The organism is Georgenia sp. Z2081, from assembly GCF_055326445.1.
In genome coordinates, this window is the sequence record NZ_JBUZNK010000006.1 from 160,336 (window position 1) to 183,111 (window position 22,776).

General features: G+C 74.5%; 18 protein-coding genes. 7 read left to right on the plus strand and 11 right to left on the minus strand.

What is annotated here, in order from left to right:
• Positions 1 to 45: 45 nt before the first annotated feature.
• The 3 genes from ACZLKG_RS10110 to ACZLKG_RS10120 form a co-directional block, all read right to left on the minus strand.
• Positions 46 to 699, minus strand: coding sequence for a regulatory protein RecX (locus tag ACZLKG_RS10110; RefSeq protein ID WP_425708730.1), 654 nt, complete (start codon positions 697 to 699; stop codon positions 46 to 48).
• 17 nt (positions 700 to 716) lie between these two features.
• Positions 717 to 1,838 (minus strand): recombinase RecA, encoded by a 1,122-nt coding sequence (gene recA, locus ACZLKG_RS10115; RefSeq protein ID WP_425708731.1) that lies wholly within the window; start codon positions 1,836 to 1,838, stop codon positions 717 to 719.
• A 249-nt stretch (positions 1,839 to 2,087) separates the two neighbouring features.
• On the minus strand, positions 2,088 to 2,309 hold the full coding sequence (locus ACZLKG_RS10120) for a DUF3046 domain-containing protein (RefSeq protein WP_425708732.1): 222 nt from the start codon (positions 2,307 to 2,309) through the stop codon (positions 2,088 to 2,090).
• A gap of 202 nt (positions 2,310 to 2,511) precedes the next feature.
• On the opposite strand from ACZLKG_RS10120, the gene ACZLKG_RS10125 reads away from it, so the two are divergent.
• Entirely contained in the window at positions 2,512 to 7,410 is a 4,899-nt protein-coding gene (locus tag ACZLKG_RS10125) for a DEAD/DEAH box helicase (RefSeq protein WP_463648650.1), read from the plus strand.
• A gap of 187 nt (positions 7,411 to 7,597) precedes the next feature.
• Here ACZLKG_RS10125 and ACZLKG_RS10130 read toward each other — a convergent pair whose 3' ends face one another.
• The 3 genes from ACZLKG_RS10130 to pgsA all read right to left on the minus strand — a co-directional run bounded on the left by ACZLKG_RS10130 (position 7,598) and on the right by pgsA (position 9,323).
• Positions 7,598 to 7,948 carry a helix-turn-helix domain-containing protein gene (locus ACZLKG_RS10130; protein WP_425708734.1) on the minus strand — a complete coding sequence of 117 codons (351 nt, stop codon included), beginning with the start codon at positions 7,946 to 7,948 and terminating at the stop codon, positions 7,598 to 7,600.
• A gap of 207 nt (positions 7,949 to 8,155) precedes the next feature.
• The gene (locus ACZLKG_RS10135) at positions 8,156 to 8,668 is read right to left on the minus strand and encodes a CinA family protein (protein ID WP_425708735.1); all 513 of its coding nucleotides are present in this window, start codon (positions 8,666 to 8,668) and stop codon (positions 8,156 to 8,158) included.
• A complete protein-coding gene (gene pgsA, locus ACZLKG_RS10140) occupies positions 8,652 to 9,323 on the minus strand; it encodes a CDP-diacylglycerol--glycerol-3-phosphate 3-phosphatidyltransferase (RefSeq protein WP_425708736.1) in 672 nt (223 codons plus the stop codon). The genes ACZLKG_RS10135 and pgsA overlap by 17 nt, the downstream gene beginning before the upstream one ends.
• Positions 9,324 to 9,390: 67 nt before the next feature.
• Here pgsA and ACZLKG_RS10145 point away from each other — a divergent pair, with 67 nt between their 5' ends.
• Positions 9,391 to 10,701, plus strand: a complete 1,311-nt coding sequence (locus ACZLKG_RS10145) for a CapA family protein (protein ID WP_463648651.1) — start codon at positions 9,391 to 9,393, stop codon at positions 10,699 to 10,701.
• Positions 10,702 to 10,736: 35 nt separating this feature from the next.
• Here the strand turns inward: ACZLKG_RS10145 and ACZLKG_RS10150 are convergent, their stop codons facing one another.
• Positions 10,737 to 12,338: a nucleotide disphospho-sugar-binding domain-containing protein gene (locus ACZLKG_RS10150; protein WP_463648652.1), complete on the minus strand. Its 1,602-nt coding sequence runs from the start codon at positions 12,336 to 12,338 to the stop codon at positions 10,737 to 10,739.
• A 199-nt stretch (positions 12,339 to 12,537) separates the two neighbouring features.
• Here ACZLKG_RS10150 and ACZLKG_RS10155 point away from each other — a divergent pair, with 199 nt between their 5' ends.
• Entirely contained in the window at positions 12,538 to 13,047 is a 510-nt protein-coding gene (locus ACZLKG_RS10155; protein ID WP_463648696.1) for a metallophosphoesterase family protein, read from the plus strand.
• Positions 13,048 to 13,059: 12 nt separating this feature from the next.
• Here ACZLKG_RS10155 and ACZLKG_RS10160 read toward each other — a convergent pair whose 3' ends face one another.
• Positions 13,060 to 15,939: a DNA translocase FtsK gene (locus ACZLKG_RS10160; protein WP_463648653.1), complete on the minus strand. Its 2,880-nt coding sequence runs from the start codon at positions 15,937 to 15,939 to the stop codon at positions 13,060 to 13,062.
• 158 nt (positions 15,940 to 16,097) lie between these two features.
• On the opposite strand from ACZLKG_RS10160, the gene ACZLKG_RS10165 reads away from it, so the two are divergent.
• Positions 16,098 to 16,691, plus strand: coding sequence for a TetR/AcrR family transcriptional regulator (locus ACZLKG_RS10165; protein ID WP_425708741.1), 594 nt, complete (start codon positions 16,098 to 16,100; stop codon positions 16,689 to 16,691).
• 22 nt (positions 16,692 to 16,713) lie between these two features.
• Positions 16,714 to 17,898: a MalY/PatB family protein gene (locus ACZLKG_RS10170; RefSeq protein WP_425708742.1), complete on the plus strand. Its 1,185-nt coding sequence runs from the start codon at positions 16,714 to 16,716 to the stop codon at positions 17,896 to 17,898.
• A 22-nt stretch (positions 17,899 to 17,920) separates the two neighbouring features.
• Here ACZLKG_RS10170 and ACZLKG_RS10175 read toward each other — a convergent pair whose 3' ends face one another.
• From ACZLKG_RS10175 to ccmA, 3 genes are all read right to left on the minus strand, one after another.
• The gene (locus ACZLKG_RS10175) at positions 17,921 to 19,552 is read right to left on the minus strand and encodes a ribonuclease J (protein WP_463648697.1); all 1,632 of its coding nucleotides are present in this window, start codon (positions 19,550 to 19,552) and stop codon (positions 17,921 to 17,923) included.
• A gap of 85 nt (positions 19,553 to 19,637) precedes the next feature.
• Positions 19,638 to 20,387, minus strand: coding sequence for an ABC transporter permease (locus ACZLKG_RS10180; protein ID WP_463648654.1), 750 nt, complete (start codon positions 20,385 to 20,387; stop codon positions 19,638 to 19,640).
• Positions 20,384 to 21,121: a heme ABC exporter ATP-binding protein CcmA gene (gene ccmA / locus ACZLKG_RS10185; RefSeq protein WP_463648655.1), complete on the minus strand. Its 738-nt coding sequence runs from the start codon at positions 21,119 to 21,121 to the stop codon at positions 20,384 to 20,386. The genes ACZLKG_RS10180 and ccmA overlap by 4 nt, the downstream gene beginning before the upstream one ends.
• Before the next feature lie 87 nt (positions 21,122 to 21,208).
• Here ccmA and ACZLKG_RS10190 point away from each other — a divergent pair, with 87 nt between their 5' ends.
• Together ACZLKG_RS10190 and ACZLKG_RS10195 are read left to right on the plus strand one after the other, a co-directional pair.
• Positions 21,209 to 21,769, plus strand: a complete 561-nt coding sequence (locus ACZLKG_RS10190; protein WP_463648656.1) for a TetR/AcrR family transcriptional regulator — start codon at positions 21,209 to 21,211, stop codon at positions 21,767 to 21,769.
• A gap of 182 nt (positions 21,770 to 21,951) precedes the next feature.
• Positions 21,952 to 22,767 (plus strand): mycofactocin-coupled SDR family oxidoreductase, encoded by an 816-nt coding sequence (locus ACZLKG_RS10195; protein ID WP_463648657.1) that lies wholly within the window; start codon positions 21,952 to 21,954, stop codon positions 22,765 to 22,767.
• The last annotated feature ends 9 nt before the right edge of the window (positions 22,768 to 22,776 follow it).

The window sequence follows — 22,776 nt, forward strand, 5'->3', positions numbered from 1 at the left end:
ATTTCGCCGCCGCGCACCGCCCGTCGGAGAGGATCGACATCTCTGTCAGTGGACCTCGACGTCCCCGTCCGGCCCGCCGAGGTCGTCCTCGCCGAGGTCGTCCTCGCCGAGGTCGTCCTGGGCAGGATCCTCCTCCGCGAGCGCGCTGCGCATGGCGCGTCGCGCGACGTCGCCGGAGAAGCCCTTGCGTCCGAGCGCGGCGATCGTGCGGCGGTGGCGAACCTCGGCGGCCAGGCCGCGGGTGGCGCGCAGGCGGGCCCGGGCGACGGCGGTGGCGGCGGCCACCTCGTCCTCCTCGTCCAGCTGGTCCAGGGCACGAGCGGCCACGGACTCGTCGATGCCCTTGCGGCGCAGCTCGGCGGCGATCGCCCGGCGTCCCTGGTGACGCTCGGAGTGACGCGTGCGCACGAGGCGGTCGGCCAGGTCGGCGTCATCGACGAGCCCGACGGCGCAGAGTCGGTCGAGGAGTGTCTCGGCGACGCCGACCTCGACGCCCTTGGCCGCGAGCTTCTCGGCGAGCTGCGCCCGCGTGCGCGGCGCCCCGGCCAGTGATCGCAGCGCGATGGCCCGCGCGGCCTCGAGCGGGTCCTCCGCGGACGGCTCGGCCGCCGACGCCCCGGCGCCGACCGGCTCAGCCGCCGACGACCCGGCCCCCGAACCGTGCGGCTCGGGGGCCGGGTCGCGCCGCGAACGGCTCACGGACCGTCGTCCCCGGCTCAGAACGAGACCGGGACCTCGGCCCGGTCGGCGGCCGCACCCTTCCGAGCGGCGGGGGCCTTGACTGGTGCCATCGGCTCGTCGGTCCCGATCGGCTCGGCGACCTCGGGCTCCGGCGCCGCCTCGCCGATGCCGAGCTTGACGAGGATCTTCTTCTCGATCTCCTCGGCGAGCTCCGGGTTGTCCTTGAGGAACTGCCGGGAGTTCTCCTTGCCCTGGCCCAGCTGGTCGCCCTCGTAGGTGAACCAGGAGCCGGACTTGCGCACGATTCCCTGCTCCACGCCGAGGTCGATGAGCCCGCCCTCGCGGGAGATGCCCTGGCCGTAGAGGATGTCGAACTCGGCCTGCTTGAACGGCGGCGCCATCTTGTTCTTGACGACCTTGACCCGGGTCCGGTTGCCGACCGCATCGGTGCCGTCCTTGAGGGTCTCGATCCGGCGGACGTCGAGCCGCACCGAGGAGTAGAACTTCAGCGCCTTGCCGCCCGTGGTGGTCTCGGGCGAGCCGAAGAACACGCCGATCTTCTCGCGGAGCTGGTTGATGAAGATCGCCGTGGTGCCCGACGCGGACAGCGCACCGGTGATCTTGCGCAGCGCCTGCGACATGAGGCGGGCCTGCAGGCCGACGTGGCTGTCGCCCATCTCGCCCTCGATCTCGGCCTTGGGCACGAGCGCGGCGACCGAGTCCACCACGACGATGTCGAGCGCGCCGGAGCGGATGAGCATGTCGGTGATCTCGAGCGCCTGCTCACCGGTGTCCGGCTGCGACACGAGCAGGGCGTCGGTGTCGACGCCGAGCTTCTTCGCGTACTCGGGGTCGAGCGCGTGCTCCGCGTCGATGAACCCCGCGATGCCGCCGGCGCGCTGGGCGTTGGCCACGGCGTGCAGGGCGACGGTCGTCTTGCCCGAGGACTCCGGGCCGTAGACCTCGACGATCCGGCCGCGCGGGAGGCCGCCGATGCCGAGCGCGACGTCCAGCGCGACGGAGCCGGTGGGGATGGTCTGGACCTTGGGTCGCGTCTCGTCGCCGAGGCGCATGACGGACCCCTTGCCGAACTGGCGGTCGATCTGGCTGAGCGCGGCCTCGAGTGCCTTGCTGCGGTCTGCTGCGGGAGCGGGCATGAACTCTCACCTCTTGGCTGGGGGACGCTGGGCGCCCCGTCTGGACGGTCACGGGCTGGCCTTGTCAGGGCGGGTCCCTCTCCGGGCCGCTGCCTGGGATGACGCTATGTCCGACCACCGACATCCGTTCCCGCCCACCACTGGCCTGTGGACGAGCGGGAGTCGTCGTCACCTGTGGAGCACACTACGACGAACAGATGTTCGAGCGCCTCCGACACGCCGTGCGCGTCGCCACGGGTCTGCGAGCGGCTACTCGTCGAGCTCGCGGCGGTGGTGCCAGCGCGTCGAGGCGTCCAGGCCGAGCTCGTCGACGACCGCGTCCCACACGTCCCGCGGCCGGTAACCCTGCTCGAGGGCCTCCTCGGCCGTCCGGTAGCCGACGCCGGCCAGCGTGAGGTCCGCGAGGTAGGACGACGCCGTCGCCTCCCCCAGGACCTCGCGCGCGACGGCCGCGAACTCGGATCGTTTCACCGCACCAGGGTGTCACCGCGGCCCCGGCCCGGCAGCGGCGGACGCGCCGGTGAGACCGACGACGCACGCGGGGCCGGCCCGCACGACGAAGGGCCGACCGCGGACCCGGGAGCGGCCCCGGCTCCGGCGTCGCCCCGGCAGCGGCGCCCCGGCAGCGGCGCCCCGGCACCTCGTCGTCGGACCTGCCTGCCACGATGTCCCGGTGACGTTCGGACCGGCGACCACCGCGTGGTTCGAGCGCGCCTTCGCGGCCCCGACCCCCGCGCAGTCGGGCGCGTGGGACGCGATCGCCTCCGGCGAGCACGCGCTGGTGGTCGCGCCCACCGGGTCGGGCAAGACCCTGGCGGCGTTCCTGTGGGCGATCGACGAGATGCTCGCCGAGCCGGTCCCGGACACGGCGCAGCGCACCCGCATCCTCTACGTCTCCCCGCTCAAGGCGCTGGCGTTCGACGTCGAGCGGAACCTCTCCCGGCCGCTGGCCGGCATCCGCGCGGAGGCCGCCCGCACCGGCGCCGAGCTGCCCGACCTGCGCGTGGGCGTGCGCACCGGGGACACCCCGCCGGCCGAGCGCCGTCGCCTCGTCACGCGCCCGCCGGACATCCTCATCACCACGCCCGAGTCGCTGTTCCTCATGCTCACCTCGGCGGCGCGAGAGGCGCTCACGCACGTGCGGACCGTCGTCGTCGACGAGGTCCACGCGATCGCGGGCACCAAGCGCGGCGCGCACCTGTTCCTCAGCCTCGAGCGGCTCGACGCGCTCACGCCGGTCCCGGTCCAGCGCGTCGGCCTCTCGGCCACGGTGCGCCCCGCCGAGGAGGTGGCCCGCGCGCTGGCGGGCGAGCGCTCCCTCGACGACGGCGGACGGCCGGTCCGCGTGGTGGCCCCGCCCTCGCCGCGGCGGCTCGAGCTCGACGTGCAGCTCCCGGTGCCCGACCTCGCGGCGCCGGGACCGCCGCCCGGGAGCGCCCCGGACGCCACGGCGCCCGAGGATGCCGCGGCACCCGACGACACCGCGGCACCCGACGACGCCGCAGGTCCCGGGCGTCGCCCCGAGCCGCCGTCGATCTGGCCGCACGTGGCGGCGCGCGTCGTCGACCTCGTCGAGTCGCACCGATCGACCATCGTGTTCGTCGGCTCCAGGCGGCTCGCCGAGCGGCTGGCGGCGCAGGTCAACGAGGAGCACGACCGCCGACGGGGCGGTGCGGGCGTCGAGGGCGAGGGCGAGGTGTGGCCCGCGACGGTGCCCGGCCAGTCCGGCACCTCGCTGGGCCTGACGCCGGTCCTGGCCCGCGCCCACCACGGGTCGATGAGTCCGTCCGAGCGCCGGATCGCCGAGGAGGCCCTCAAGTCCGGGGAGCTGAGGTGCGTCGTCGCCACCTCGACCCTCGAGCTCGGCATCGACATGGGCGAGGTCGACCTCGTCGTGCAGATCGGCGCCCCACCGACGGTGGCGTCCACCGTCCAGCGGGTCGGCCGCGCGGGACACCAGGTCGGCGGCACCTCCCGCGGCGTGCTCCTGCCGGTCCACCGCGCGGAGCTGCTGCCGACCCTCGTCGCGGCGCGCAGCGCGCTCGCGGGCGAGGTGGAGCAGACGTCCCTCCCGCGCACACCGCTCGACGTCCTCGCCCAGCAGCTCCTGGCGATGGTCGCCGTCGAGGACCTCTCCCCCGCCGAGGCGCTGACGCGGGTACGTCGGGCGGCCAGCTACGCCGACCTCGGCGAGGCCACCTTCGACGCAGTGGTCGACATGCTGTCGGGGCGCTACCCGGCCGAGGAGTTCGCGGAGCTGCGACCCCGGCTCGTGCACGACCGCGCGGCCGGCCTCCTGCGCGCGCGGCCCGGGGCGGCCCGGCTCGCCGTCACCTCCGGCGGCACGATCCCCGACCGCGGCCTGTTCGGCGTCTACCTCTCGGGCGGCGAGGGGACCGGCGCGCGGCGGGTCGGCGAGCTCGACGAGGAGATGGTCTTCGAGTCCCGGGTCGGGGACACGTTCACCCTGGGCAACTCCACCTGGCGGATCGAGACGATCACCGCCGACCGCGTCCTCGTCACCCCCGCCCCGGGCCGGCCGGGCCGCCTGCCGTTCTGGCTCGGCGACACCCTCGGCCGCCCCGCCACGTTCGGTGCCGAGATCGGCAGGACAGTGCGCGAGTGGCCGGCACCGGCCGACGGGACGGGGAACGCGGGCACGTCCAGCGCCGACCGGCCGGGGCCGGCGACGAGCACCGCCGACGCCGAGGGCCTCACCCTGGCACCGGAGACGGCGGCCGGCATCGGCGCCTGGATCGCCGACCAGCGCGAGGCCACCAGCGCCGTGCCCGACGACGAGACGATCGTCGTCGAGCGCTTCCGCGACGAGCTCGGCGACTGGCGGATCGTCGTCCACTGCCTCGCCGGCCGCCGGGTCAACGCGCCGTGGGCGCTGCTGATCGCCGCCGCGCTCCGCGAGCGCACGGGTGCGGACGCCCAGGCGCAGGCGGCCGACGACGGCATCGTGCTGCGGCTCCCGCCCGGCGCTACCGAGGAGCTCGGACCGGGCGACCTCCTCGTGGATCCCGGCGACGTCCGGTCCCGGGTCGTCGACGCACTCACCGGTTCGCCGCTGCTCGCCGCCCGCTTCCGCGAGGCGGCGTCCCGCGCGCTCCTGCTGCCCCGCCGTTTCCCGGGCAGGCGGCAGCCCCTGTGGCAGCAGCGGCACCGGGCCGCGGCCCTGTTCACGGTCGCGTCGCGGTACCCCGAGTTCCCCATGACGCTCGAGGCGGTGCGCGAGGCGCTCCAGGACGACTACGACGTCCCCGCGCTGACCGAGCTCATGGCCGCGATCGCCGCGCGCCGCGTGCGGGTCGTCGAGGTGACGACCCCGCGCCCGTCGCCCTGGGCGCGCTCGCTGCTCATGGGCTACACGGCGCGGTTCCTCTACGGCGAGGACGTGCCGCCCGGGGAGCGCCGCGCGGCGGCCCTCGCGCTCGACACCTCGCTGCTCGCCGAGCTCCTCGGGGGCGACACCGCAGATCTCGTCGACGTCCTCGACCCCCGCGCCGTCGCGGAGGTCGCCGCGGAGGTCGGCCTGCTGACGGAGGCGGCCCGGGCCCGCGACGCCGAGGGGGCGGTCGACCTGGTCCGCCGCCTGGGCCCGCTGCCGCGCAGCGAGCTGGCGGAGAGGCTCGAGGAGCCCGCCGACGTCGAGGCGGTCGCGGAGGCGCTCGTGGGGGCCGAGCGCGTGCTCGAGGTGGCGGTCGGCGGCGAGCCGCACCTGGTGGTGGCCGAGGACGCGGGCCGCATGCGCGGCGCACTGGGCGTCGACCTGCCCGACGGCGTCCCGGACGAGCTCCTCGCCGACGTAGCGGACCCGCTCGGCGACCTGCTGCGCCGCTACGCCCGCACGCACGGTCCGTTCACCCCCGCCGACGTCGCGGCCCGGTACGGGCTGCCGGTCGGGACGCTGCGGGCGCCGCTGGACCGGCTCGTGGCCGAGGAGGTGCTCGTCACCGGTCGCGTGACCGGGCACGCGGAGATGCTCGAGCTCGTCGACGCCGACGTGCTTCGGCGGATCAGGCGCCGCTCGCTGGCTCTGCTGCGCGGCGAGGTCGACGCCGTCGACCCGACGGTGCTCGCCCGCGCGACGCTGCGCTGGCACGGGGTGGCGGCGGAGGGTGCCGGGCCGAATCCACGGGACGCGAACGGTGCCGAGGTCGAGGCCGCGCTCCTGGACACGATCGACCGGCTCGCGGGCCGGCCGCTCCCGCTCGTCGGGCTCGAGACGCACGTGCTGCCCCGCCGCGTGCCGGGCTATCGGCCCGGCACGCTCGACGAGCTGGTCGCGGGCGGGGAGGTCGTCTGGGTCGCCCGGGGGCCCCGCACGCACCCCGCGACGCCGGACCAGGTGGTGCTGCTGCCCGCCGACGCCGTCGCGGACCTCGCACCGGCCGGCGACTCCTGGTCGGCGCCGACCGGCGAGCCGGGCCCCGGTCAGCACCTCCCGACGGAGCGGCTGCTGCGGTCGGTGGTGCGGGCGCTGTCCGACGGCGGCTCCCGCACGCTGTCCGACCTGGTCGCGGCGGTGGCGGCGCCGGACGCCGGCGACCCCTGGGACCTCGGCGAGCCCGCGCGGGAGATCGTCCCCCCGGACACGTCTGCGGGCACCGCTCCTCCCGGCGCCGTCGCTCCGGAGACCGCTCCGCCGGACGCCCCTCCGCCGGACGCCGCCGTGGTCGGCGAGGCGCTGTGGTGGCTCGCGACCTCGGGGATCGTCACGTCGGACACGTTCGCCGCCGTCCGGAGCCGGGCCGCCCAGGTGGGCGGGCCCCTCCGCGCCCGGACCGCGTCCCGTCCGCCGCGGCCGATGCGCGGGGGGCTCCGGCGACGCGCGACCGCCGCCGTCCGGCCACGCTCCACGCTCGCCGCCGCTCCGAGCGACCTCGCCGGCAGGTGGTCGCTCGTGCGCCGCTCGGTCGTCGAGCCGGACCCGACGGTCGCCCTCGCCGCGCGGGTGGCGCAGCTGGTGGAGACGCACGGCGTGCTCACGCGCGACTCGTCGGGGGTCGATGAGCTGCCGGGAGGGTTCTCGGCCACCTACGAGGTGCTGCGACGGCTCGAGGACGCCGGGCAGGTGCGGCGCGGGTACGTGGTCGACGGGCTCGGCGGCGCCCAGTTCGCGCTCGAGGCGATGCTCGCCACGCTCCGCGAGGTGGGCCGGGACGGGTCGGGACCGGGCGCCACGACCGACGCGCCCGTCCTTCACGTCCTCGCCGCCTCCGACCCGGCGAACCCGTACGGCGCCGCGCTGCCGTGGCCGACCACCGAGGGGCTGCGTCCCTCCCGGCGCCCGGGGGCGTTCGTCGTGCTCGTCGACGCCGTGCCGGCGCTGTTCGTCGAGCGCGGCGGTCGGTCGCTCCTCACGCTCACGACTGATCCGGGTGCACTCCCGGCCGCGGCGACGGCGCTCGCGGCCCAGGCGCGCGACGGTCGGCTGCCCCGTGCCACGCTCCGGCAGGTCGACGGCGCGCCGCCCGCCGGGACGCACGGGGCCGGTCCGGCCGAGCGCGCGCTGGTCGCGGCCGGCTGGGTGCGGGGCCCCGGAGGCCTCCACCCGCCGTCGTGAGCGGTGCGCGGACCCGGAGGCCTCCACCCACCGTCGCGAGGGGCGGGCGCGACCGCGGGACGTCCCCCGGTACGCCCTCCAGACACGCCGATGCCCCCGCCCGGTCGGGCGGGGGCATCGGCGTCGTACGTGTGGATCCGGGGCGCCTCCCCTCGGCTCTGCGGCCCAGGGAGTCCGGCTCAGCGACTCACGGCGCGGCGGGCGCCAGCTCGTCGAGGAACTCGTCCGGCACAGTGTCCGGCACGCGCACGGGCTCGTGGGCCGCGAGCCGGCCGGAGACCACGCGCATGAGGTGGCTCAGCGGGGTGTTCAGTGCCTCGGAGATCGAGGCGAGCAGCTCGGAGGAGGCCTCCTTCTGGCCGCGCTCCACCTCGGAGAGGTAGCCGAGCGAGACCTTCGCGTCCGAGGACACCTCGCGCAGGGTGCGGCCCTGGCGCTGACGGACCTCGCGGAGCACGTCGCCGATCACGTTGCGCAGCAGCACGGGGGTCCCCCTCTCGTCGGGCTCGGGCTCGTCGGCCGTCGGGGCCGCGGGCATGGAGATACGGTACCTGGCCCGGGCGTGCGCAGGGGATCCGGGGCGTGTGACATCGTGCCGGTCGGGACGACCGACTGGTCGGGTGAGGTTCGTCGAGGGCATCATCACCGGGCACAACACGGTCGTCGCCCATCTTGTTCCCGTGGTCGGGGCCGGGCTCGTCCTGCCGCGGGACCGGCACGTCCCGGCCCGGCCCGGGTCCACCGTCTACCCGGCTGCTCCGGTCGAGTGGTCGGCACCGACGTCCCCGACGACGTCGACCAGCAGCCCGAGTGCCGCGCCGACCGCCGCCTCCCGCACCACGGCCCGGGTCCCCGCCGCCAGCCACGTCCGCGTCCGCACGCCGCCCGGCCGCGCGCACGCGACGTGGAAGGTGCCGGCCGCGTGGCCGTCGGCGGGTCCGGGGCCGGCCACGCCCGTCGTCGCGAGCGCCACGTCCGCCCCGAGGAGCAGACCCGCGCCGCGTGCCATCTGCACCGCGACCTCGGCCTGGACCGGTCCGCCGTGGTCGAGGAGACCGGCGTCGACGTCGAGGACGGAGGTCTTGACGTCGCTCGCATAGGCGACCACGCCGCCGCGGAGGACCGCCGAGACGCCCGGGACGGCCGCGAGCCTGGCGGCGAGCGCCCCGGCGGTCAGCGACTCGGCGACCGCCAGCGAGAGCCCGGCACGCGCGAGGGCCGTGACGATCGGCGCCAGCGGGTCACGCGCCGGTCGCACCCGGTCCTGCCCCGGTCGCACCCGGTCCCACCTCGCTCGTGCCCGGGCCCGCCCCGGAGCCGCGCGCCTCGCGGATCGCCCGAGCGGCGGCCACGAAGTACTGGATGCCCGACAGGAGCGCGACAGTCATGGCTGCCCACGCGATCACCAGGGCGATCCAGAGGAGCACGTCGGAGACCCGCTCCGACAGGAACGTCGCCCACGGCACGAGCATCACCGAGATGAAGACGAGCTGGAGGACGGTCTTCAGCTTGCCGCCCTGCGAGGCCGGCATCACGACCTCGCGGCGCCGCATGACGTCCCGCAGCACGGTGACCGCGAGCTCACGCACGAGGATGACGATCGTGATGACCCACGGCAGCTCGCCCGCCCAGGACAGGAGAACGAGCGCCGCCCCGACGAGCGTCTTGTCGGCGATCGGGTCGGCGAGCTTCCCGAAGTCGGTGACGAGGTTGCGGGACCGCGCGAGGTAACCGTCGAGCTTGTCCGTGATCGCGGCGACGACGAACACCGCGGCGGCGGCCCACCGCATGGCATCGCCGTCCAGCAGGAAGAGCACGACGAACACCGGCACGAGCACGATCCGGAGCATCGTGAGGATGTTCGCGATGTTCCACAGGGGCGCCTGCGCGGCACCGGGGACGGACGACGTCATGCGCCAAGGGTAGGACCACGCGGACCGACTCCCACGCCCGGGCGGCTCGGCGTGGCACCCTTCGGTCATGCCACGTCTGTCCCGGACCGCCGAGCTGGTGATCGTCGTCGTGCTCGTCGTCGCGCTCGCCGTGGGGCTTCTCGTCCTCGCGATGCGCCTCGCGTCCGGCTCCGAGCCCGAGGAACCCGGCACCGGCGACGACGCGCCCGAGGCGCCTGCCGGGGACGGCGAGGACGCCGGTGGCGAGTCCGGCTCGGACGGCGCGGAGACCCCCTCCGACGACGCCGCGGCCGGCGACGACGTCACGTTCACCCTCGCCGCGGCCGGCGACGTCATCACCTACCCGCTGATGAACGCCGAGGCCGTCCAGCCGGACGGTTCCTACGACTACTGGCCGATGATCGAGCCGGTCGCCCCCTACATCGCCGGCGCCGACCTCGCGCTGTGCAACCTCGAGGTCCCGATCACGCAGGAGGGCGCGGAGCCGGTGGGGTACCCCGTCTTCGCGGCACCGCCGGACATCGTCCCACTGCTCGCCGAGGCCGGCTACGACGGGTGCTCGACGGCGACCAACCACTCCGTGGACCAGCAGACCGAGGGCGTCATCCGCACCATCGAGGTGATGGAGGAGGCCGGCCTGGGCTATGCGGGCACGGCCCGAACGCCCGAGGAGCAGGCGGTCCCGCAGATGTACGTCCTCGAGCGGGGCGGACGCGAGATCACGGTCGCCCACGTCGCGGCGACGTACTCGACGAACGGCATACCCGTCGCCGAGCCGCACCTGGTCGACATGATCGACGACGAGCCGCTCGTGGACCAGGCTGTGACCGCGCGCGAGGCGGGCGCCGACGTCGTCGTCGCCTCGATGCACTGGGGCGACGAGTACACGTTCGAGCCCAATGCCTACCAGCAGGACGCCGCGCAGCTCCTCGCGGACTCCGGCGAGATCGACCTGGTGCTCGGCTCGCACCCGCACACGCCGCAGCCGATCGAGCAGCTCGAGGGCGGCGTCGACGGCCAGGGCATGTGGGTGGTGTGGTCGATGGGCAACTCCCTGGCCAGTCAGCAGCCGGGCAGCTCGACGATCATGGAGACCGCCGTCGGGCTCATGACGCAGGCGACGATCACGGTGCCCGCCGACGGCCCGGCCCGCGTGGACTCGGTGGAGTGGATGGGCACCGTGATGGACTCCTACGGGGACTACGGGCTCGTGCCGCTGCACGAGGCGCTGGCGGACCCGTCGACCACCGCGTGGGACCCCGCCCAGATCGAGTCGTACAGCTCCTGGCTCGACTCGGTCATGGGTGAGGATCCGCCCTCGTTCGACACGCCGCTCGAGCCCACCGGGGAGCCGCCGCGGGTCGAGCCCCGCAGCTAGGGAGAGACGTTCGCGGAGGTGACGGATCCTCCTGGTCAGCCCTTCGGTGCCGGGAGCCCGACCTTCGCCGCCGCCTCGCGCAGGAGTCCGGGGCCCAGACGCCGGTGGACGGCGGAGACCAGGGTCCACGTGATCCGGCCCCGGCGCCGGTGGTAACCCATGACGGTGGTGAGGCTGACGCTGTGCTCGCGGACCTGGACCAGGAGACGGCAGCGCAGGAGCGGCGAGTCGGCCTCGAGCAGGACGCGCTCGCCCGTCCGCTCGGCGATCGCGAACCCGGCGACGGTCTCGTCGGTGGCGGTCCGGGCCAGCCGGAGGCGCAGGAGGACCTGGAAGATGAACCGCTCCGCGAGGCTCGGGACGTCGCCGAGCATCGCCCGCGCCCAGGTCTCGGCCGTCGCGGTGTCCGCGCCCGGCATGTCGAGGGTGAACTCGTCCGCGTAGTCGGGGGCGTCGATGCCGGTGCGGGACATCGTGGAGGTCGGCACCTGGTCGACCCCGACGGAGGCGGTCACCCTCGGCAGGTCGCGCCCGCCCCGTGGGCGCCCGGCCCGTGAGCGGGCGGCTCCGGCCACCGGAGGCCGGCCGGCGATCGACTCCAGCAGGTCCGCCCCGCCGGTCCGACCGTCCAGTCGTCGCACCCGCTCCCCCAGGTCGGCGGCAGCCGCGCGGTGCGGTCCGGCCGCGAGCAGCCGCGCCAGGGCGGCCCGGATGTCCTCCGGAGACGTCGTCCGGGGAAGCGTCGCGCCTACACCGGCGCGCGCGATCGCGTGGCCGACGACGGGCTGGTCCGACATCGGGTCGAGCGGGAGGACCAGCAGCGGCACGCCGTGGGCGAGCGCGGCCATGGTCGTCCCGTGGCCGCCGTGACCGACGACGACCGAGGCCCGCGGCAGGATGTCGGCGTGCGGCAGCCAGCGGTGCACCTCGACGTTGTCGGGCACGCGCAGCGCCGAGGGGTCGAGTGCCGGTCCGGTGGTGGCCACGACCCGGACGTCCAGGCCGTCGACGGCGTCGAGCACCCGCTGCCACGTCGGCACCAGGCCGCGGAAGCCGAACGTGCTGAGGCTGACCAGGACGAGCGGCTCCGGCGGTCGCGCGGGCTCGCCCCGCACCACAGGGCCGATGTGCACGACGTCGCCGTGCCCGGCGTCGAGCTCGGGGACCGAGGCGACCATGGTCGTCAGCGACGAGTCGAGGAGGTCCAGCGGCCGCAGGCCCAGCAGCCGCAGCAGGGGCCCACCCGTGCGCAGAGATCTGCGCAGGAAGCCGTCGAACGTGTGGCCGAGCACGGCGTACCCCCGCCCCGCCCTGCGCAGCTCGTCCATCACGCCGAAGAGCACGGCGTCGACCACGACGACGTCGGCAGGCCGGCTCCTCAGGTCGGCCACCACGTCGCGCCCCATCGCCCGGCTCGCGATGAGCCGCAGCAGGGCCGCCGGCGACGCGCCCACGGTGAACCCACCCGCCGTCGGGTAGGGCGAGAACTCCAGGTCCTTCGCGTGGAAGGCGTCGGCCTGGGTGGCCAGGCCGAGGAACCGTACCCGATGGCCACGGGCGCGCAGCTCGTGCGCGATCGCGGTCGCGGGCACCTGGTTGCCGCCACCGTCCCAGGTGGCGAAGAGGTAGTCGGCCATGTCTGTCCTTCGCGGGTCGACGGGCACGTCGTGCCGGCACGGGGCAAGCATCCACCCGGCGACACCCGGTGGCACGCGATTAACGACGTGCGCGGATGCTGCGCCACGGGGGTCGTCCGCGACCCCGCCCGTGCCGGGCTGCGCGGACCAGTGAGTGTCCGCATCGCTCGTGGCGGCCCGGCACCATGTCCGTATGGCGATCCGTCTGCTGCTCATCTCCGACACACACGTGCCCGCGCGGTCGCGCCGCATCCCCGGCGACGTCTGGCGCGCCGTCGACGGGGCCGACGTCGTGGTCCACGCGGGCGACTGGGTCGACACCGCCACCCTCGACGCGCTGCAGGACCGGGCGGCCCGGCTCGTCGGCGTGCACGGCAACAACGACGGCGCGGACCTGCGCGCCCGCCTGCCCGAGGTGGCGCGGGCCGACATCGAGGGCGTGCGGCTCGCCGTGATCCACGAGACCGGCGCGGCACAGGGGCGTGAGCGGCGCATCGACGCGACGTTCGCGGACGGTCCGCCGGACGTGCTGGTGTTCGGCCACAGCCACATCCCGTGGGACAGCGTGACGCCGGGCGGCATCCGCCTGCTCAACCCCGGCTCGCCGACCGACCGCCGCCGGCAGCCGGAGTGCACGCTGATGACGGCCGTCGTGGACGGCGGCGAGCTGCGCGACGTGCGGCTCGCCGCCGTCGACCGGGAGTCCTGACCCCCGCCGGTGTCAGCGGCGGTCGGTGAGCTCCCAGGCGTCCTCGCCGGACCCCTCGTCGTAGCCGTCGTACCCGTCGTCGTCCCACTGCGGCGGCGCCACGACCTCGGTCTGCCCCTCCCCCGACGCGGCGGCCGCGTCGAACGGGACGTCCGCGGACCCGGCCGGGGCGGCCGGCGCCGCTGCGTACCCGGGCTGCCCCCCGCCGTCGGCGGCGGGCTGCGGCGCGTCCTCCCCGCGGAGCATCGCCAGGGTGCCGGGCAGGTCGTCGGGCTGGACGAGCACGTCGCGGGCCTTCGAGCCCTCCGAGGGGCCGACGATCTCGCGCGACTCGAGCAGGTCCATGAGGCGGCCGGCCTTGGCGAAGCCGACGCGCAGCTTGCGCTGGAGCATCGAGGTCGAGCCGAACTGGCTGGTGACGACGAGCTCGGCGGCCTGGAGCAGCACGTCGAGGTCGTCGCCGATGTCCTCGTCGACCTGCTTCTTGGCCCCGGCCGGCGCGGTGACGTCCTCGCGGAACACGGGGTCGGCCTGGCTCTTCACGTGCTCGACGACGCCGTGGATCTCGCTCTCGCCGACCCAGGCGCCCTGCACGCGCATCGTCTTGCTCGCCCCCATCGGGAGGAACAGCGCGTCGCCCTGCCCGATGAGCTTCTCGGCGCCCGGCTGGTCGAGGACCACGCGGGAGTCGGCGAGCGAGGACGTGGCGAAGGCGAGCCGGCTGGGGACGTTGGCCTTGATGAGGCCGGTGACGACGTCGACGCTCGGCCGCTGCGTGGCGAGCACGAGGTGGATGCCGGCGGCGCGGGCGAGCTGCGTGATGCGCTGGATCGAGGCCTCGACGTCGCGCGGGGCCACCATCATGAGGTCGGCGAGCTCGTCGACGACGACCAGCAGGTACGGGTACGGCGCGAGGACGCGCTCGCTCCCGGGGGGCGGCGTGACCTTCCCGGCGCGGACCGCGACGTTGAAGTCGTCGATGTGCTTGTAGCCGTAGGTGGACAGGTCGTCGTAGCGCATGTCCATCTCGCGCACGACCCACTCCAGGGCCTCGGCGGCCTTCTTCGGGTTGGTGATGATCGGCGTGACCAGGTGCGGGATGCCTTCGTAGATGGTGAGCTCGACCCGCTTGGGGTCGACGAGGACCATGCGTACCTGCTCGGGGGTCGCCCGCATCATCACCGAGGTGATCATCGAGTTGATGAAGCTCGACTTTCCGGAGCCGGTGGCGCCGGCCACGAGCATGTGCGGCATCTTCGACAGGTTCGCGACGACGTAGCCGCCCTCGACGTCCTTGCCGACACCCACGACGAGCGGGTGGTCGGACGCCCGCGCGACGGCCGAGCGCAGGACGTCGCCGAGGGCGACGGACTCGCGGTCGGTGTTGGGGATCTCGACGCCGATCGCGGACTTGCCGGGGATCGGCGAGAGGATGCGCACGTCGGCGCTGGCCACGGCGTAGGCGATGTTGCGCGACAGCGCGGTGATGCGCTCGACCTTGACGCCTGGGCCGAGCTCGAGCTCGTACCGGGTGACCGTCGGGCCCCTCGAGAAGCCGGTGACGGAGGCGTCGACGCCGAACTCCTCGAGCACCTGGGTGAGCGAGTCGACGACGCGGTCGTTCGCGGCGGAGCGCACCTTGTGGGGCGGACCCTGCTCGAGGAGCGCCTCGGCCGGGAGGTCGTAGTCGCCGTCGGGCAGGGTGAGCTGCTCGCCGGCCGCCGGGAGGGTGCGGGTCGGCGGAGCCTCGGGGCCCACCCCCTGCTCCGCCGCGGAGGAGCCGCCACCGCCGCCCGCGGCGCCGCCCGCCGCCAGGCCCGCGGCGGTGAGCACGGCGTCGGAGCCTGCCGCGGGGTCGGCGGAGCCGGAGGGCCCGGTGGCGGACACGGCCACGTCGTGCGGACCGGGCCTGCGCACGCGTCGGGCGTTCGCGCGCCGGGGCGCGCCGTCGTCGGACGTCCCGTCCTCGAGCGCGGGGCCGGGCCCGACCTCGGCGGCCTGGTCGAACGCCTCGTCGCCGGCGTACCGGTCGAGCATCTCGGTGCGCTCGCCGTCGCGGCCGCGTCCGCCGCGGCGTCGTCCGCGCGGGGACGCGTCGTCGTCGGCGGGGTCGTCGGCGCCGTGCTCACCGCGGCGACCGGCGGGAGTGTGCCCGGAGATCCAGGCCGCCACCCCGCGGAACCGGTCCGGCAGCGCACGGATCGGCGTGCCCGTGAGCACGAGGGCGCCGAACAGGCCGAACAGGACGAGGACCGGGACGGCCCCCCAGGGCGAGAGCAGGGCGTTGAGCGGCGTGCCGAGGACCCAGCCGACCAGGCCGCCCGCGTCCTCGACGCCGGTGAACGAGTCCATCGGGGAGGGCGAGCCGGAGAAGATGTGGATGACGGCGGCCACGGCGAGGCCGAGGATCGCGACGCCGATCACGACGTGCGGGCGCAGGTCGTCGTCGGGGTCCTCGGGGTCCTCCCGCCACAGCTGGACCGCGAGCACGACGAGGACGACGGGGACGAGCAGGCCGAGCACGCCGACCAGGCCCGCGACGGCGTGGTGGATGAGCACGCCCGCGAGGCCCGAGAGGCCGAACCACTCGCGCAGGGCGACGACGATCGCGAGCGCGAGCAGGCCGAGCGCGATGGCGTCGTTGCGGAAGCCCGAGGGGATCCCGGACCTGGGCCTCTTCGGGCCGGACGAGCCGTCGCCCGGTCCGGTGCGTCGCACTGAGCCGCCCTCCTTGCCGGTCGATCGTCGGTCGGTCCCGCCGCTGCGCGACGGACCTGCCGTGCCCTTGCCGCCGGATCCGCCGCCGCGCGGGCGCGTGGGACGCGCCGGCGAGGAGGACGCACCGCGTGCCGCCGGGGCCGGCCGTGAGGGGGAAGACGCACGGGTAGCCATCGGGGCCACGATAGCCGCCGCACGGGGCGGGGCCCGAGATCTCGACCCGGATCGCGTGCACGGCACGTCGCCGTCGGTGGGCTCACGACGCCCGGCGTGGGGTGCACTACCCCGCCCGAGCACGCACGGGCCGGGCGATGACGCCATATTCTGCTGGCATGTCCCGTCCGCGCCCCTACGACGACGACCTGCGCGCCGACCTCCTCCGGGCCGCAGGACGCGCGCTGGCTGCGGGCGGCGAGAACTCCGTCTCGATCCGCGCGGTCGCCGCCGAGGCGGGGACCACCACCGCCGGCGTCTACGCGCTGTTCGGGTCGCGCGACCGGCTCGTCGCCGAGGTGACCGGGCGGGGCCTGAAGGACTTCCGGGCGCTCATCGCGCGCCGCCGGGTGCACGAGGACCCGCTCGAGGACTTCGTCTCGCTGTGCCACGCCTACCGCCGGGCCGCCCGGGAGATGCCGAACGTGTACCGGGCCTTCGGCGTGCTCGCCGAGCGGCACGGCCAGACCCGGCTCACCGGGGAGCACGGCCCCCACCAGATCATGCTCGCCGTCGAACGCCTCCTGTCCCCGGACACGTCCCCCGAGGAGCTCCACGAGCACGCCGCCACCGTGCTCGCCCTCGTCCACGGACTGGTCCTGCTGGAGATCGACCACGTGCTCACCGGCAGCGAGGAGGACAATGAGGCCAGGTTCGAGCGCGCGCTCGGACGACTCGCACTGACCTCGACGCACGACAGGGAGCACACGTGATCGCATGCCAGGTGGACCACCGATGACCGGGACGACGGACGCCGCGGGCACCGCCGGCGTCACGACCCACGCTGAGGAGGTCGCGGCGCTGCGCGCGATCGGCGGCCGTATCGCGTGGCCCGCCGACGCCGACCTCTACGGCACGTTCATCGCCGAGTCCGACCTCGGCACCGCGCCCGTCGTGCTCGAGGCGTTGCACGATGCCGTGGACAAGCAGCTGTTCGGCTACATCTCACCGGCGCTCACGCGGGCCTGCACCGAGGCGAGCGCCGGCTTCCTCACCCGCCAGCACGGGGTCGAGGTCGACCCGGACCGGGTGCGCCTCCTGCCCGACGTGCTCTCCGCGATGCACCAGCTGGTCAGGCGCCTGCCGGTCGGCGCACGCATCGTGCTGCCGACGCCGGCCTACCCGAGCTTCTTCGGTGTGCCGCCGCGGTGGGGCACCGAGCTCGTCCAGGTCCCCCTCGCCCGCGAGGGCGACGCGTACTCCTACGACCTCGACGCGCTCGCCGAGGCCCTGCGCCCCGGCGACCTCTTCATCCTGTGCAACCCGCAGAACCCGACGGGCCGCGTGCACACGCGCGCCGAGCTCGAGGCGATCGCCGAGGTCGTCGACCGGTGCGGCGCCACCGTCTTCGCAGACGAGATCCACGCCTCGATCGTCCGCCCGGGCCACGTCCACGTCCCCTACGCGAGCATCGGCGACACTGCGGCGGCGCACTCTGTGACGGCGACCTCGGCGTCGAAGTCCTTCAACCTGCCCGGTCTGCGCTGCGCCCAGCTCGTCGCGTCGACCCCCGAGGCCGCACGGGAGTGGGACACGCACGCGGCGCACCTCGCCAAGGAGGTCTCCACCCCCGGGGTCGTCGCGGTGACGGCCGCCTACGACCACGGGGAGGAGTGGCTCGCCGGATTCGTGAAGGAGATGGACCGCCGTCACGACCTGCTCGTCCGGCTCGCGTCCGAGCTCCTGCCGAAGGCACGCGTCTCCCCCGCGGAGGCGACCTACCTCGGCTGGCTCGACCTGCGTGAGTACGGCCTGGGCGACACCCCCGGTCAGGTGCTGCGCCGGCACGGGGTGCTCGCCGCGGACGGCCCGGCGTTCGGCGGCGCGGGCGCCGGGCACGTCCGGGTCTCCCTCGCGACCACGGAGGCGATCCTCACCGAGATCGTCGTGCGGATCGCCGCCGCCTGCGACCCGGCCTAGGTCAGACCTCGGACCCGAGCCGTCAGACCTCGACGACGGTCGGCATGATCATCGGCGAGCGCCGCAGGCGCCGAGAGACCCACCGGCCCACCACGCGCCGCATCGCCTGCTGCATCTGGTGCGTGTCGGCGTTGCCGCGCGCGGCGACCTCCTCCAGGGCGGCCGTGACGTCGGGCAGGATGCCGTCGAAGACGGCGGGCGCCTCCGCCATGCCGCGGGCCTCGATGTGCGGGCCGACCACGACCGTGCCGTGCTGCCGGTCGACCACGGCGAAGATCGAGATGAAGCCCTCCTCGCCGAGGATCCGCCGGTCCTTGAGCTCGGTCTCCGTCACCTCGCCGACCGAGCTGCCGTCGACGTAGACGTATCCGCACTCAACCTGTCCGGCGATCTTCGCGCGTCCGCCGGCGAGGTCGACGACGACGCCGTCCTCGGCGAGCACGACCCGCTCGGCGGGCAGACCGGTGCGGACGGCGAGCGCCCCGTTGGCCACGAGGTGACGGATCTCGCCGTGCACGGGCATGACGTTCTTCGGCTGCACGATGTTGTAGCAGTACAGGAGCTCGCCGGCCGAGGCGTGCCCGGAGACGTGGACCTTGGCGTTGGACTGGTGGACGACCTTCGCGCCGAGGCGCATGAGGCCGTTGATCACCCGGAACACCGAGTTCTCGTTGCCCGGGATGAGAGAGGACGCGAAGATCACCGTGTCGCCCGGTCCGACGTCGACCTTGTGGTTGCGGTTGGCGATCCTCGACAGCGCGGCCATCGGCTCGCCCTGGGAGCCGGTGGCCATGAGGACCCGGTCCTGGGCCGGGATCGAGTCGATGTTCTTCTGGTCGATGAGGACGCCGGGCGGGACCGTGAGGTAGCCGAGGTCGGCGGCGATGCCCATGTTGCGGATCATCGACCGTCCGACGAGCGCGACCCTGCGGCCGTGCAGTGCGGCGGCGTCGAGGACCTGCTGGACGCGGTGGACGTGGCTGGCGAAGGAGGCGACGACGATCTGCCCCTCGGCCTGGCCGAACACCTGGTCGAGGACCGAACCGATGTCCCGCTCGGGTGCGGTGAAGCCCGGCACCTCGGCGTTCGTCGAGTCGGTCATGAACAGGTCCACGCCCTCCTCGCCCAGACGCGCGAAGGCACGCAGGTCGGTGATGCGCCCGTCCAGCGGCAGCTGGTCCATCTTGAAGTCGCCCGTGTGCAGGACGGAGCCCGCGCCGGTGCGGATCATCACTGCGAGCGCGTCCGGGATGGAGTGGTTGACTGCGACGAACTCGAGGTCGAACGGGCCCTTCGTCACCCGCTCGTCCTCGGCGACGACCTGGAGCTGGGGGGTCAGCCGGTGCTCGCGCAGCTTGGCCTCGATGAACGCCAGGGTGAGCCGCGAACCGAGCAGCGGGATGTCGCCCCGGAGGCGCAGGAGATAGGGCACGGCACCGATGTGGTCCTCGTGGCCGTGCGTGAGGACCACGGCGACGACGTCGTCGATCCGGTCCTCGATGTAGCTGAAGTCCGGGAGGATGACGTCGACGCCGGGCTGGTGCTCCTCGGGGAAGAGCACCCCGCAGTCGACGATAAGGAGCTTGCCGTCGTACTCGAAGACCGTCATGTTGCGGCCGACCTCGCCGAGCCCTCCGAGGGGCACGATGCGCATGGCGCCCTTCGCGAGGGCGGGCGGACGGGTCAGCTCAGGATGGGGATTGCTCACCGGCTCATCCTCCCACTACCCGCGCACGCCGTCAGTCGGTTCGCCTGCGCAGCGTGAGGGTGCCGAGCATGAGGACCACCACGGCGAGGGCGGCGACGACGCCGAGATCGGCCCACGTGCCGTCGGCCACGGCCCCGCCCGTGCCCGCCTGCACGCCCGTCATCGCGTCGACGGCGTAGGACATCGGCAGCAGGTCGGAGAGGATCTCCGCCGCGCGCGGCATCGCCTCGCGCGGCACGAACAGTCCGCACAGGAGCAGCTGCGGGAGGATGAGGGCCGGCATGAACTGGACGGCCTGGAACTCGGTCCGGGCGAACGCGGAGACGGCGAGGCCGAGCGCCGTGCCGAGGAAGGCGTCGGTCAGGGCGACGGCGACGAGCGCCCACAGCGGTCCGCTCACCTCCAGGCCGAGCAGGCCGACGGCGAGCACGATGACGAGCCCCGCCTGGACCACGCAGACGGCGAGGAACGCGAGTGCGTAGCCCACCAGGATGTCTCCCCGGCCGGTCGGCATGGCGAGGAGCCGCTCGAGGGTGCCGGCGGTCCGCTCGCGGAGCATCGTCACCGAGGTGACGACGAACATGACGATGAACGGCATGATCGCGATGAGGCTCGGGCCTAGCCGCTGGAACGTGGCGCCGTCGCCGACCTCGCCGAACACCCACCACAGCAGCGTGAGGAGCAGGCACGGCACGAGCAGCATGAGCGCCACCGTCCGCGGGTCGCGGCGCAGCTGGGTGAGCACGCGACGCGCGACGGCGAGCGTGGTCCGCGGGGTCACGCCGCCACCTCCTCGACGAGTGCGAGGAACGCGTCCTCGACGGTGGCCGTGCCGGTGCGCTCCCTGAGCCCGGCCGGGGTGCCGGTTGCCAGGAGGACGCCGTCGCGCACGAGCGCGATGCGGTCGCACCGCTCGGCCTCGTCCATCACGTGGCTCGAGACGAGCAGGCCGGCGCCGCCCGCGGCAAGCTCGCGGAAGGTCTCCCACAGCGAGCGGCGCAGCACCGGGTCCAGGCCGACCGTCGGCTCGTCGAGGACGAGCACCGGCGGCCGGGACAGCCACGCGGTAGCGAGCGAGACGCGGCCGCGCTGCCCGCCGGACATCGAGCCGACGACCTGGTCGGCGGCCTCGGTGAGGCCGACGGCCGCCAGCGCCCGGTCGACGTCGTCGCGCCCGGCGCCGAGGACGGCCGCGAAGAAGGCGAGGTTCTCGGCCGCCGTGATGTCGTCGTAGACGGCCGGGGCCTGGGTGACGTAGCCGATCCGCCCCCGCACCTCCGCGCTCCCGGCGGGGCGACCGAGCACGTCGAGGCGTCCCGTCACGCGCCGCTGGACGCCGACGACGGCGCGCATGAGCGTCGTCTTCCCGCCGCCGGAGGGGCCGAGCAGCCCGAGGATCTCCCCCGCGCGCAGCTCGAGGTCGACACCGCGCAGCACCTCTCGGCCGGCCCGGACGACCGACAGGCCCTCGGCCTCAACGACGACGTCGCCCGGGCCTGGACTGGTCCTCGTCATCGCGCACCTCCAATGATCAACGCTTGTTGACGTGACGGTACGCCTCGCCGCCACGCAGGTCAACGCCCGTTGATCTACAGTGGGACGATGGCCCGCCGCACCGCGCAGGAGAACCGCACGACGATCCGCGCCGCCGCCCGGGAGCTCTTCGCCGATCAGGGCTACGACCGGGCGACCGTCCGGGCGATCGCCGCCCGGGCCGGCGTCGATCCCGCGGTCGTCATCCGCTCTTTCGGGTCGAAGGCGGACCTGTTCGCCGCCACCGTCGACGTCGAGCTCGGCATCGACCTCACCGGCGACGCCCCCACGACGCCCGACGAGATCGGCGAGCTCATCGCCCGCCACGTGCTTCGGCGCTGGGAGCAGGACGACGTCCTCCTCGTCCTCCTGCGCACCGCGGTCGAGCACGAGCCGGCGCGCGACCGGCTCGTCGAGGTGATGTCCGGCCAGGTCGTCCCGATGATCCAGCGGCTCGGCGTGCCCGCCGACGAGGCCCGGCTCCGCGCGACCCTCGTCGCCACCCAGGTGATCGGGCTCGCGATGGTGCGTCTGGTGGCGCGCGTCGAGCCGCTCGCCTCGGCGAACCACGACGACGTCGTCCGGTGGCTCGCGCCCACGTTCCAGAGGTACCTCACCGAACCGCTGTGAGCGCCGCGCGCACCGCACGCGCACGTCCGCCCGCGTCCGCCCGCTCACGTCCGCCCGCCCACGTCCGCCCGCCCACGCCCGCCCGCGGCGAACCGGCACCCAGTGCCGTAACTCTCCCGCTAGCGTCGCTCCTACCTTCCGGGCAGGAGCTGCCCGGCCGACGCGGACGACGGAGGAACACCATGGGCACGCTCGACGGCAAGGTCGCTGTCATCACGGGCGGGGGGCGCGGTCAGGGCCGCAGCCACGCCATCGAGCTCGCGAAGGAGGGTGCGGACATCGTCGTCGCCGACATCGGCGGACAGATCGACGGGCTCACCTACGGGCTAGCGACCGAGGACGACATCGCGGAGACCGTCCGCCAGGTCGAGGCGCTCGACCGCCGGATCGTCGGCGTCACGGCCGACGTCCGCAGCACCGAGGACATGCAGCGGGTGGCCGACGCGGCGATCGAGAACTTCGGCCGGATCGACATCCTCGTCGCCAACGCCGGCATCCATCAGGTCCTGCCCGACACCTTCACGATGTCGGACGACGACTGGCAGCGGATGCTCGACGTCAACCTCACCGGCGTCTTCAAGTCCGCGCGGGCCGTGATCCCGCACCTCATCGAGGGCGGCGGGGGCTCGATCGTCATCACGTCGTCCACGGACGGCCTGCGGGCCTCGCCGTCGTGGGGGCACTACGGCGCGGCCAAGGCCGGGATCATCTCGCTGGCGAAGACGCTCTCGCTCGAGCTGGCTCCCGAGCACATCCGCGTCAACGTCGTCGTCCCGACCGGCGTCAACTCCCCCATGGCGGAGGCCCTGATGGACACCGTGCCGAAGACGCTCGAGCGGTGGGGCTTCGCGACGGACCGCGCGAACCTCATGCGCGAGGTGGCCGTCATCGAGCCGGTCGACGTCTCGAACGCCATCGTCTACCTCGTGTCCGACAAGGCGCGGTACGTCACCGGGATCACGCTACCCGTCGACGCCGGGTACACGATCAAGCACTGACCTCAACCA